Annotated in this window: 9 protein-coding genes; 3 read left to right on the top strand and 6 right to left on the bottom strand. The window is 42.1% G+C overall.

The genetic code is table 11. From position 1 onward, the window contains the following. Window positions 1-154: 154 nt before the first annotated feature. From AB5062_RS00300 to AB5062_RS00310, 3 genes are read right to left on the bottom strand one after another with little or no spacing between them, the layout of a single operon-like run. Window positions 155-1087: a glycosyltransferase gene (locus AB5062_RS00300; protein ID WP_016271746.1), complete on the bottom strand. Its 933-nt coding sequence runs from the start codon at window positions 1085-1087 to the stop codon at window positions 155-157. A 1-nt stretch (window position 1088) separates the two neighbouring features. Continuing rightward, window positions 1089-2927, bottom strand: a complete 1839-nt coding sequence (locus AB5062_RS00305) for an ABC transporter ATP-binding protein (protein WP_005844224.1) — start codon at window positions 2925-2927, stop codon at window positions 1089-1091. A 57-nt stretch (window positions 2928-2984) separates the two neighbouring features. After that, entirely contained in the window at window positions 2985-4301 is a 1317-nt protein-coding gene (locus tag AB5062_RS00310) for a glycosyltransferase (protein WP_117597057.1), read from the bottom strand. A gap of 245 nt (window positions 4302-4546) precedes the next feature. Here AB5062_RS00310 and AB5062_RS00315 point away from each other — a divergent pair, with 245 nt between their 5' ends. Together AB5062_RS00315 and AB5062_RS00320 are read left to right on the top strand one after the other, a co-directional pair. Next, the gene (locus AB5062_RS00315) at window positions 4547-5530 is read left to right on the top strand and encodes a glycosyltransferase family 2 protein (protein WP_117597055.1); all 984 of its coding nucleotides are present in this window, start codon (window positions 4547-4549) and stop codon (window positions 5528-5530) included. A 183-nt stretch (window positions 5531-5713) separates the two neighbouring features. Beyond that, a complete protein-coding gene (locus AB5062_RS00320) occupies window positions 5714-7741 on the top strand; it encodes an LTA synthase family protein (protein WP_117697294.1) in 2028 nt (675 codons plus the stop codon). 30 nt (window positions 7742-7771) lie between these two features. On the opposite strand, the gene AB5062_RS00325 is transcribed toward AB5062_RS00320, so the two are convergent. Together AB5062_RS00325 and AB5062_RS00330 are read right to left on the bottom strand one after the other, a co-directional pair. Continuing rightward, window positions 7772-8719, bottom strand: a complete 948-nt coding sequence (locus AB5062_RS00325) for a glycosyltransferase family 2 protein (RefSeq protein ID WP_368326888.1) — start codon at window positions 8717-8719, stop codon at window positions 7772-7774. 36 nt (window positions 8720-8755) lie between these two features. Beyond that, window positions 8756-9130 carry a GtrA family protein gene (locus AB5062_RS00330; RefSeq protein WP_005850093.1) on the bottom strand — a complete coding sequence of 125 codons (375 nt, stop codon included), beginning with the start codon at window positions 9128-9130 and terminating at the stop codon, window positions 8756-8758. 86 nt (window positions 9131-9216) lie between these two features. On the opposite strand from AB5062_RS00330, the gene AB5062_RS00335 reads away from it, so the two are divergent. After that, window positions 9217-10941 carry a glycosyltransferase family 39 protein gene (locus tag AB5062_RS00335; protein WP_016271748.1) on the top strand — a complete coding sequence of 575 codons (1725 nt, stop codon included), beginning with the start codon at window positions 9217-9219 and terminating at the stop codon, window positions 10939-10941. A gap of 83 nt (window positions 10942-11024) precedes the next feature. Here AB5062_RS00335 and AB5062_RS00340 read toward each other — a convergent pair whose 3' ends face one another. Further along, window positions 11025-12851 (bottom strand): LTA synthase family protein, encoded by a 1827-nt coding sequence (locus AB5062_RS00340; protein WP_032938903.1) that lies wholly within the window; start codon window positions 12849-12851, stop codon window positions 11025-11027. Between the last annotated feature and the right edge of the window lie 7 nt (window positions 12852-12858).

Genomic DNA, 12858 nt, shown 5'->3' on the forward strand with positions numbered 1-12858 from the left:
CCTTCTTTAAAAAAGTGAAACAATATATGACAGGAAGATATACATCTGACTATACATACAGGACAGAAATATGAAGTGAGGGCATATATGCACCCAAACTTTTTATGAAAATACAGGCACTCTTGAGAAATCGCAAGCGGCTGCATAAATGAAATTAAGAGAACAACCTAAAATTCCTGAAAAACGTAGTAAAGGCCGCCCTTTTATTAAATCTTCCCAAAGCCATAGATACCCCCCACAAACCACATATATTATAATGTTTATGCAATGAAATACGAAGGATGGTATGGATATAGCATTGCAATGCACTAATCAGCTCCGGATCATCCACATAATCGGAAAACATATTCCTCATCCATCTCAAGAAAAGAATAGTAGCGTGCAATTTATCTTTGTCATGACCGGCAGAGTTACTGATGTTTGCACCTTCAACATTCCTCCAACATACAGGCTGCCCCGGCAAAGAAATAACACCCCCCGCATGACGGGCAAAAGCAGCCCACGTAGCATCATCCGAACACCAAGCCATAGGAAAATGAACAAAACCACCTGCCGACTGCCATATCTCCCGACTGAACACGTACTCTACGGCAGCCGAATCTATCTTTCCCTGTAACTTATCTAGCAGCAGCCGGTAACAAGACACACTTCCTTCTTCCAAAGGACGATTGGCACGTATCCGCTTGTTTTCACCATCAATGACAGCTAATGGAAAACGAAAGAAATATCCTCGCTGATGGTGTGGGCGCGACAAAGCCTCCATGACACGTTCCACACCATCAGCCGGCATCAAATCATCATCCGAGAAAAGCCAGATAAACGGCTCTGCAGACAGCTGGATACACCTCTCCCAATGGGCCACCAAATCTTTGCCCCCCATATTTTCGCTAAAGCGATGATACACCAGATTTACCTTATTCTGATAAGATTCCACAATCTTATCCAATCTTTCAGGACTTGCATCATCACCTATATATAACACGAACTCATCTTTATGGGCCTGAACTGCAATTGAGTCGAGCGTTTCCTTAAGGAAACGCCCCTTGTAGGCGGGAATAACAATTGCCAATTTCTTTATTTGCTCCACTTTACAAAGACTGCATATCGTTCAACTTCTTGTAATATCCATTTAAGGCTATCAGTTCATCGTGAGTTCCTCTTTCTACGATATCGCCTTCATAAAGTACACAAATTTCATCGGCATTCTTAATGGTACTCAATCTATGTGCGATAGCGATAGTAGTACGCGATTTCATCAAACGCTCCAACGCTTCCTGAACCAAACGCTCGGACTCTGTGTCAAGAGCCGAAGTAGCCTCATCTAATATAAGGATAGGAGGATTTTTCAAAATTGCACGGGCTATACTGACACGCTGACGCTGACCACCGGACAAACGCCCTCCACGATCACCAATCATCGTGTCATATCCTTTTTCCGTTTCCATAATGAAATCATGTGCATTCGCTATCTTGGCAGCTTCTATTACTTGCTCCATAGTGGCATTCTCTACACCAAAAGTAATATTGTTATAGAAAGTGTCATTAAACAGAATAGCTTCCTGATTTACATTACCAATCAGAGAACGTAAACTGTGGATGGATACATCTTTCACATTCTTGCCGTCAATCAGCAATGCACCCTCCGATACATCGTGATAACGCGGTACCAAGTCCACTAAAGTAGACTTTCCGGAACCGGACTGGCCCACCAGTGCAATCGTTTTTCCTTTAGGAACAGTCAGATTGATATGGTTCAAGACCGGACGCCCTTCTACATAGCTGAAACTTACATTTTTAAACTCTAACTTATCTGTGAAAGCGTCCAATGGCAAAGGCTGCTCCGGCTCTACGATATGATTTTCCGCTTTCAATATCATATCAATTCGCTCCATACTGGCCAATCCCTGCGGAATATTATAAAATGCTCTTGAAAATTCTTTCAAAGGATTGATGATACTATAAAGGATAATCAGATAAAATATGAAAGTAGCCGCATCCATCGGAGCATAGTTTGTATTTAAGATTAAAGCACCGCCAAACAACAGCACGGTCACAATCACACAAGTGCCTAAAAACTCACTCATGGGGTGGGCTGAACTTTGCCGGATAATCATCTCGTTCATTGCATCGCGGAAGTCATTGTTTGTTTTAGAGAACCGGGCAGACATTTTGCTTTCGGCTATAAACGCTTTGATAACCCTTAAACCTCCTAATGTTTCATCCAATTGGGACATAATATCTCCCCATTGCGCCTGTGCTGTAGAGGACTGTCTTTTCAGCTTCCGGCTGACAACCCCCATTATCCAACCTGTCAGAGGTAAAATAAAGATAACAAAAAGCGTCATTTGCCAACTTACCGAAAACAGAGTGACAAAACAAACCAAAAGAGCGATAGGATTACGGATAAGCATATCGATGGAACTGGTCAACGAGTTCTCCACCACCGTAACATCCGCACTCATACGGGCTATGATATCTCCTTTACGTTCTTCTGAGAAAAAACTCAAAGGAAGACTTAACACTTTATTATAAACCTGAATACGGATATCCCGGACAATACCTGTACGCAAAGGTACCATGACAGCCGCAGAAGCAAAATAACCGGCAGTTTTCAACATAGTCATAAAGATAAGTATTCCTCCCATCATGGCAAGTGTATAGAACGCACCATTTGTCGCCACAAAATTGCTCACAAAGTAATAGGCATTATTTATGAGTACATCCTTATCCAAATTATGAATATCCATAGGAATGTACTCATAAGACTTGGTATCAATTTTGAACAGAATGTTCAAAATTGGCACAATCGCCATGAACGAAAACACATTAAGCCATTGCGACAGAAAGTTCAGTATCAATGCCCATGTCAAATATTTGCGGTATGGAAGAATATACCGCTTCAACAAACTAAAGAACTGTTTCAGCATAATTATCAATTATATATAATGCCGCAAAGGTAACAAAAAAGAAATAATCACCCAAGATTACCCCACTTTATCCCCTAATATTTGTTCATACACGGCAAGCCTTCTTTCCTGCATCTGTCCGGGGTTATATACTTGCCGCAAACTGTCTTCCGCATGGGTAACCAACTGTCTCTGCAACTGCGGATTACTTGACAAGGCTATGACAGCTTCTGCAAATCCGGCAGGGTCATCAACAATCAAGCAATCTTCACCATCCTTAAAATCAATGCCTTCCACACCCTTTGCCGTCGTTACAAAAGGTACTTTTGACAATACAGCATCTAATATTTTCATACGCATACCACTACCGATACGTATTGGAACAACAGCAACACTGCCTTTTAAAAAAGAGCCCAGATCTTCCACATAGCCTACCAGCTTCAATTCCGGGTATTCGGACTGCAAACGATTGATACACTCTCCACGCCATTTACCAATTACTTGCAATGTAAACGAAAAATGACGTTTACGCAGATGCGGAATCACTTCGTGACAGAACCATGCCACGGCATCCAGATTGGGAAAATGATCCTCACTTCCCACAAAAGTCAGGCGTCCGCTTTGGACCGGAACAAAAGGCTGTTCCAGCCTGTCACCCACTTGCACCACAGCCGGAGAAGTGTAGATATGGTCTTTCCGTCCTATGAAGTCCTCCATAATTTTACGGTCTACTTCAGTCAGAACAATAACATCTTTATATTTCAATAATGCACTGCGCTCAAAATCCTTTGCTATATGAAACAACATCCTGTCACCGGCAGTCTGTTCCCTGAACAAAGCAATCTCCTTTTCATTACGGATGTAGCGGAGTTCATGATGCACAAAAATAGTCTGTACATTTTCAGGCAACAAGAATCCCAATGACAACAGTTCATAAAACTCTACTTGAATAATATCAAAACCTGAATGAGCCACCTGAGAAACATACTCCACATACCCCTGGTCTAGCGGCTGGAAACAAGAGCTGAACAAAGTACTCTTTCCCCGTACTAAATCCACAACTTCGCCCGTTTCATCCGTCCATATCTGTTGCCGGTTCATTTTACGGGTTACAGACGCATGTATCTTTTGCAGCCATTTATAATAAAAAGGATGTTTAATTCTGGGTAATCTGACAGTTTGAGGTTTAGGAGTATAAATAAAGAAATCCACATTATCCCAAATTTTCTTCAATGACTCTACATCTTGCATACGCTTCTCCGTTTCAGGATAAAGCAATACAGATACGGACATCTTATGACGCAAATACTCCACCATATTAAAGAAAGCTTGATTACCGCCCGAATCCAGCGGATAAGGAATGTACGGAATAATAAAAAGAATTTTCTTTCTCATACTAATTGAATTTAAACAATAGTCTAATGTCTAATTTAATTTTTAGTTTAATACAGCAAATGCTATGTAGTGTATAATGCAAAGGTACAAGAAAGACTGCATACTAAAATGTTAATTATCGTTTCTTTTTAAAAGTTCAACACAATTCCTGTTTCTTGAAAGAAAAAACAAAGAAGCAACTTGTTTATTTAACTATATAACGTTATATTTGTAAAATTAAAAAGGAACTAACTTAACAATAGAGCATGAATGCACTTCCCTTGGTCAGTGTAGTGGTACCTAATTATAATTATAAACGATACCTCAATCTACGAATTCAGAGTATTCTGCAACAGACCTATCAGAATATCGAACTGATTTTACTTGATGATGCCTCAACAGACGGTAGCGAAGAGGTATTATCGGACTATCAAAACCATGCCAAAGTGAGCCATATTCTATTAAACGAGCACAACACCGGAAATCCATTTAAACAATGGTTTAAAGGCATGCAATTAGCCAAAGGAAAATATATATGGATAGCCGAAGCCGATGACTTGTGTGAGCTTACTTTTTTAGAGAAAGTAGTTCCTTTAATGGAGAAATACCAACAAGCCGCCGTATGCTTTGCCGGTTCCAAGTATATTGACAAAGACGGTAATGTGCTGAGTTGCGACATGAACAAATGGAAATCTGCCATACCTCCATACGCCGTGTTCAATGGGAAAACTTATGCCGAACATAACCTTTACTGGCGTGGTTACATAGCCAATGCAAGCTCGGCCATTTTCAGAAAAAGCATGGTAAATGCCCAAAATATGGAACAATGCCTGCAAATGCGCTACAGCGGCGACTGGCTGTTCTGGTTTTATATGGCAATGCAAGGAGACATTATAGAAAGATATGAAGTACTGAACTACTTCAGACAACATACCCAGAAAGTTACCGTCAAAGCTGAAAACAACGGAGGGGGTAAGAGCGAAGATATTGAGATAGTACGCATTATGGAACAACACCTTACCCACCTGAGCAGATACAAACGGTGCATACGAAGGGGAATGCTTTACAACCGCATTGCCAAACTAAGCACAACAGAGCAAGTAAAACTGCAATTATGGGAACTCCTCCGGCAGAAATTAAACGGAACGCGGAAAGACGGACGTCTGGAGCGCCTCAACCGGATAGCACGGCTATTCTGTCCTTTTGTTCTGACTATGAAAAGAGACCGCCTTACTCCTTCCCGAAAATAGAATAAGAAACGGAAACTGCTTGCCCATATTTTCGGGCGGACTCACATGTCTGCCCCTAAAGTGAACAAATTGGCAGCCAATTTTACTTTTGGCATACCCTCTTTTGATATTTCTAAAATTCTGTTTACCTTTGTTGTCAATCATCCGGATTGATTCAAACAAATGAAAACTTTACTAAAACAAATGAAATATCTCCGTTCACTCATGCAGCAATCTGTAACAGCATGTAAGAATCAGGCTAAGCTTATCCAACAGTTTACTCTTTCTTTACTTTACTTATTAATCATACATATAGTTGCTTTACTTTTTTTCTTCCTGTTCCGGCTTGTCCTGTTCACCTCAATAGATTATCAGTTTCCTCCCGATATACAAAACAACTTTCTCATGCAAGCCACTGCATTTATAAAAGGGCTATGGTTTGACAATGTTATAGCTTGCTACATATTGCTGTTACCATTAGTCATTTTATGGATAACCGCTCTCTGCAACTATCACTCCAAGTGGGTATTCAGATTTATCTCTATCTTTTTCATTCTATTTTATTCACTGTCGTTCATTATTTCGGCAGCCAACATCCCTTATTTCTCCTATTTTTTTAAGACAATCAATTCTTCCATTTACAATTGGTTCGGATATGGAGCCACTACTGCCGGAATGGTATTGGGTGAGACATCGTTCTATTTCCCTATTTTTCTAGGACTGATATCTATTCTTCTGCTGTCAGGAAGTGTACTACGGTTATCTTCTTATTTCTATCATCTCATCAATTCGAAATCTACTTCCATCAGCCCGATAAACCGCCTATGTATATTCGCCGCCGGTGCTGTTTGTATAGGACTTTGTCTATTCGGAATACGGGGACGCATGGGATATAACCCCATCAGGGTAAGTCAAGCATACTATTGCACCGATCCATTCCTGAATCAGCTAGGGGTTAATCCTGTCTTTAATCTACTTACCAGCACACTGGATGATAACCGTAAGGAAAACCGCTATCTTCACCTGATGCCGGAACAGGAGGCAATAACCAATATGCAAAGTATATTGCAAAGAAAAGGAATAGAAGGCATCTCCCCCATTGCACGTGAAGTGAAATGCGCAGCCGTCCCTACACAAAAGAATGTTGTTCTTATTTTCATGGAATCAATGTCGGCCAACTTGATGGAGCATTTCGGATCTACCAAAAAACTGACTCCTTTCCTAGACAGCCTTTATCTGGAATCTCTCAGTTTTGACCATTTTTATTCAGCGGGCATACATACCAACCACGGAATGTATGCCACCCTCTACTCTTTCCCTGCCATTATGAAACGGAATGCCATGAAAGGAGCAGTGGTACCTGTCTATTCGGGATTGCCCACCGTATTAAAGGATAATGGCTATCGGAACCTGTTCTTCATGACGCACGAATCACAATACGATAATATGAACGCTTTTCTCCGCACTAACGGATTTGATGAAATATATGCACAAGAAAACTACCCAAAGGATAAAGTCGTTAACAGCTTTGGTGTACAAGACGATTTCCTATATCAATATGCCTTGCCCATTCTGAACAAAAGAGCAGAAGAAAGACAACCTTTCTTTACCGTATTGCTTTCTATCAGCAACCATCCCTCGTATGTGATACCTAACTATTTCAAACCACACAGCACAAAGCTTGAAGATCAGATTGTGGAATACGCGGACTGGGCCATCCGGCAATTCATGCAAGAAGCACGCAAACAACCCTGGTTTGAAAATACAATCTTTGTTTTGCTGGGTGACCATGGGAAATTGGTAGGAAGTCCGGACTGTGAAATACCACAATCCTACAACCATGTCCCACTAATGATTTACGGAAAAGGCATCAAGCCCGAAATCAGACAAGAGCCAGGCGGCCAGACTGATGTGGCACCGACTTTACTCGGACTGCTGAACATGAGTTATACCCAAAACGACTTCGGCATAAATTTGTTAACAGAACAACGCCCGTATGTCTATTTCTCCGCCGATAATTTGATAGCGGCTACAGATACAACCCACCTATATATTTATTCTCCACATGACCGGCAGGAATTCAAATATAAGAAGCAAGGAAATGCCTTGCAACTTGTAACAGGGGAGGACAGTACATTCTACGTGATGAAAAAATACTGTTTCTCCACATTGCAGAGTGCGGAGTATCTGGTAAAAGAGCACAAGACTGTCAATAAAGCTAACGGACAATAAGGTGGGACGGGTTTCACCGTCTTGCCTTCCTTAACGGTCATACCCCAACTTCTCCTCGTTATAATCAGAGGCTATGTAGGTAGGACGGCCTTTGGTCTCCTTGAAAATGCGCCCCACGTACTCTCCTATAATTCCCAAAGAGAAAAGCTGGATGCCACCTAAAAAGAGCATGACAATGATCAAAGTGGGGAAGCCGGCCGTTTCATCACCATAAAGCACGGTCTTTATCAGAAAATAAATGGCATAAATAAAACTGGAGATTGAACAGAGCACTCCGCATACCGTGGCAATACGCAAAGGGGCGATAGAGAAAGAGGTTATCCCTTCGACAGCCAGATTCAACAGCTTGAGAAAGTTCCAGGAGGAATGGCCCATCAGCCTGTCTCCGCGATCAAATTCAATGCTTTTCTTCTGATAGCCTATCCAGCAAAACAATCCTTTTGTATAACGCTCGCATTCGCGCAGACGACGCAACGTGAGCACACAACGACGGTCCAGAAGTCTGAAATCGCCCACATTGGGCAAAATATCAATACGGCTCATCCGCTGAAGTATACCATAAAAAGCCAGAGAGAACTGACGACGCAACCAGCTTTCCTCGCCATGGGTACGCCGTTTGGCATAAATGTCATCATATCCTTCTTCCCAATATTCCAGCATCTGGTCTACCAGTTCCGGAGGGTCCTGCAAATCAGCATCCATCACAACGCAGCAATCGCCGGTGGCGTAATCAAAACCCGCCAGCATGGCTACCTCTTTACCAAAGTTACGCGAAAGGTTGACATAATTCACCCGCTTGTCCTGCTGCCTCAGCCGGCGGAGGCATTCCAGCGTAGTGTCGCTGCTGCCATCATTGACAAACAGGATTTCCCACTCATAAACGGCATTGCGGTTGACAAGCTCTATCAAACGTTGATACAGAGTGGGCAGCATCGCTTCCTCATTATATACCGGAATCAAAAGAGTCACTTTCTTCATATCATTCTTCACTATCATAAAGACTCCTCAAAGATATTACTTTTGTTTGAAAACAAACCTCACTAATAAAAAATTTACCGGAATGGCAATGAGAAACACTGGGATGGGAGCCAACGGACGGGAAAAACCCAACCGCAGAAAGAGATTCAACAATCCGATATGTATCAGATAATTTGTCAGATGTGCCCCCCCGAAGCCAAAAGCTTTCTTCCAGGAAGGAGGCTGCCCGAAAGTAAAATAAGCCGTAAGATAAAAGTTGGCAACAAAACTCAGCACATATCCCAAGGTATAGGCTACATTGACCTGAATGAATTTTTGCAAGACAAAATAAATGCCATAGTGCAGCCCTGTAGCAAAAAGGCCTACCATTACAAATCGCAGGAACTCGGGTATCTGTTTCAGTTTATTCATTTTCATTGATTTAAAATGCAAAGTTAGGTATTACTAAAGAATTATTCGTACTTTTGCGACAGTAAATATAAAAGACCGAAAAATATATGTCAGACAAGAAAAAAGCATTTTGGTTCATAGCCTTACTAAGCACACTTGTAATAATCCCCTTTTTGGGAGAAACTATTTTTTACTCTAAAGGGGAACCGCGCGAAGCAATTGTGGCATACTCGATGTTGGAAAGCGGCAACTGGATATTGCCTTTGAACTACGGAACAGACATCGCCTATAAACCTCCTTTCCTGTATTGGTCTATTGCAGCTATTTCCGCCATTTTCGGAGGGGTGAGCGAATTCTCGTCCCGTCTGCCGTCCGCTATCGCTTTTCTAGCTATGCAGTTCGTGTTTTTCGGATTCGTAGCCCGCTATAAGGATACAAAGACAGCAGTCATTACCTCCCTTTTACTGCTCACTTCATTCGAAGTGCACCGGGCGGCGGTGGCTTGCAGGCTGGATATGCTACAGGTTTCCTTCATCGTCATCTCACTTTGCTTACTATTTCGCTGGGACGAAAAAGGCTGCAAGGGAATACCTTGGACGGCTGTCGTGCTGATGGCATGCGGCACGCTGACCAAAGGACCTGTGGGTTCTATATTCCCCTGTATGTGTATCGGTATTTACCAGCTGATACGGGGACGCTCATTCGGCAAGACTTTCCTTTCCTTATTCGGAATCGGGCTGCTTTCCCTTATTCCATTGGGAATCTGGTTTTATGCGGCCTGGCTACAGGGAGGACAGCCGTTTATGGACCTGATGCTGGAGGAAAACACCGGACGCTTTGTCGGCAAAATGTCATACCCGTCGCATCACAACCCTTTATGGTATAACTTCCTGACCATTATATGGGGGTGGACACCTTGGACATTGGTCTTGCTTATCTCACTATTCGGACTGAAATGGAATGAAATGCACCTGCTGCCCGCAGGAAACTCTTTCACCGGACGCATCAGGAAGGTTTGGGATAACATCCGCTCACAATCCCCCATACAGCTGTTTATCTGGATAGTGATTATCGCTATTTTTGTCTTCTATTGTATTCCTAAAAGCAAACGCAGCGTCTATTTGTTGCCTATCTATCCATTTATGGCTGTACTGATTGCCCAGTATCTGGAGGCGTTAATGCAAAAAGGGGCGAAAGTGTTCAAAATATCGGCTTATATCTTCGCCTCGCTCTGTTTGTTACTCACCGCGGTGTTTTTTGCTGTACGCTGTCAGATGATACCGGACAGCATATGGGGCAACGGACGTCATGCTGCCGAAAACATAGCGTTTATGCAAGCTTTGGAAAGCACGTCCTTTTCTATTTCCAAATGGCTGATTATAGTATTGCCGGTAGTGGCTGCCATCTGTACATTAAGGCTGGTTATCAAAAAAAGTAGTACGGGGTCACTCCTCTATGGAATCACCGGTTGTGTTCTTTGCCTGTTTGTCGCTTTAGACGGGGTATATCAGCCAACAATACTAGCTGTAAAATCCGATAAGCATCTGGCAGAGGATATCAGAAAACAGGTGCCTGAAGGAGTCGTTTATTCATATACAGACAGAATGATACGGTTTTATTGTACAAATTATTATATGAATAACCAAATGCGGAATTTCACACTGGAAAATCCGCAAGAAGGGTATGTCATACTTTCTGCAAATGCACAAGAGGAGTTTTTAAAGAATTACAATGCAAAGTATCAGCTGGAAGAGGTCTTCCATACAGATTACAGAAGTTGCGACTTACGCAATACGGTAATCATGTACAAGTTCAACGAGAAACGGAAATAGTTATATCCGGCAGATTCTGCACCGATTGGGACGCGGACTATATGAATTCCATACTGATTCATATAGTCCGCGTCCAAGTTTTACTATCTGTTCCCTAAATCATCATAAACGGTTTGCAATATCGCCTTACCCTTATCCAGACGGGATTCGTCAGCTTCAGGCTCATCAAAAAGAATACTGCCGGAATTATTATCAAACACCGTCACCCCTGTACTGTCTCTGAATGAGAACCCATTATTGAAACTATAAAAGGCAAAAGGATACTTATAATCACTTCCCAATACATTACGGCTAAACGTAAATGCAGTATGTTCCAGCCCAAGCTGCCCCAACAAAGTGGCTGCCAAATCGGTCTGATTCATAATCTTGTCCACCTGCATAGGCTGTTTTACCGCTCCACCTAACCATAACAAGGGAATATGATAAAAACGAGGCATCGCATTAGACCCCTCACGCGGGTAATAGAAACCATGATCGGGAAGGCAGATAACTAAAAGATCTTTCCATGCGGGAGTCTGCTTCAACCGGTCAATAAACTTACCCAGACATTCATCTGTATAAGCAAAGGCATTGGGAATTTTATCTTCCAGCCGGTGATAAGGAACTTCGAAAGGTTCATGACTGCTAAGTGTCAGAAACGCAGTATGCCAAGGCCCTTCTTCCTTCCGGTTTCTTAACTGATTATATAAATATTCAAAAGTAATATCATCATTCACTCCCCAGGCATTACTGGTCTGTTCGGCCAATGAAAAATCTGTATTGGCTGTAAGACGCTGATAACCGGTACTCAGCAGATAACTCTTCATATTGGTAAAGTTGATATCACCTCCATACAGGAAATCTGTTTTATAACCCGCCTTGGACAATCCTTCAGCTATAGCAGGCAGCGTACGGCTCTTGGCAGGAATTTTCATTACCGATGCCGTAGGCAATCCAAGGTAACCGCTGAAAGTACAGACTGTTCCACGGTCGGTACGGAAACTATTGGCATAACAGTTTGTAAAAAAGATCCCTTCCTTTGACAGACGGTTAAAGTGGGGTGTCACATCAGGAAGACCGCCTAAAGGTTCTACAAAAGCACCTCCAAAACCTTCCATCAAAATAATAAGAATATTGGGACGCTTGGTATTCAGGACTTGAATAATACTATCCCCATCTGTTGTAGGATAAAGTCCGTCAAACAATGCAGCCCGCTTCTCTTCATCAAAGAAATTGAACTCTGATGCAAAATCCTGGGATTTACCCATAGAAGACAACAAACTGAAATCGGGATTGACCGCCGAATGATTCAAGAAAGGTTCGTTGCTGAAATATACTTGCCCTATATTAGAAGTGGATTCCGTTACACCACCACGTATAATGATGAAAAGCACACCTCCTAATAACAGCATTCCCGCAGTTCCCGCTATCCGTTTCCGGGTGGCGGTCAAAACGGAAGGCGTGATTTTCAGCAAGACCCAACTATTCAGGGCTATGAGTAACAAGATGGCAAGAACCCTCAGCAAGATAAATCCGACGGAAACACTCGCCAAAGCTTCCTTCGGTGAATCGATATAAAGAAAAACAGATGCGTCCAGTTTAAATCCCCAGAATGTGTATAATGCCATATCTACCACAAAAATGATAGAAATAAGCGCGGCAGCCAAAATATAATACCCGTAAAGTATTTTTTTCAAAGGGAATTTCCTAAACCAAATACTTATCAGTACCAACAAGAATGGAAATGCAGTAAGATATCCCGCCGTAGCAGCATCAAGACTGGCGCCATGAACCATTACCTGCATATAATCGGCAAACCCGAATCCTTTTTCAATGGAACCATTATAGAGCATGAATAATGGTTTCTGTAGAATAAATATCAGTAAGACCGTAAAAAAGTACAAGCTGATATAAGCAATCCTCTTTTTCATATCTTCA

Origin of the sequence: Phocaeicola sp. RTP21359st1_B8_RTP21360_211022 (assembly GCF_040911965.1) — a bacterium.
Classification (GTDB): Bacteria; Bacteroidota; Bacteroidia; order Bacteroidales; family Bacteroidaceae; genus Phocaeicola; species Phocaeicola vulgatus.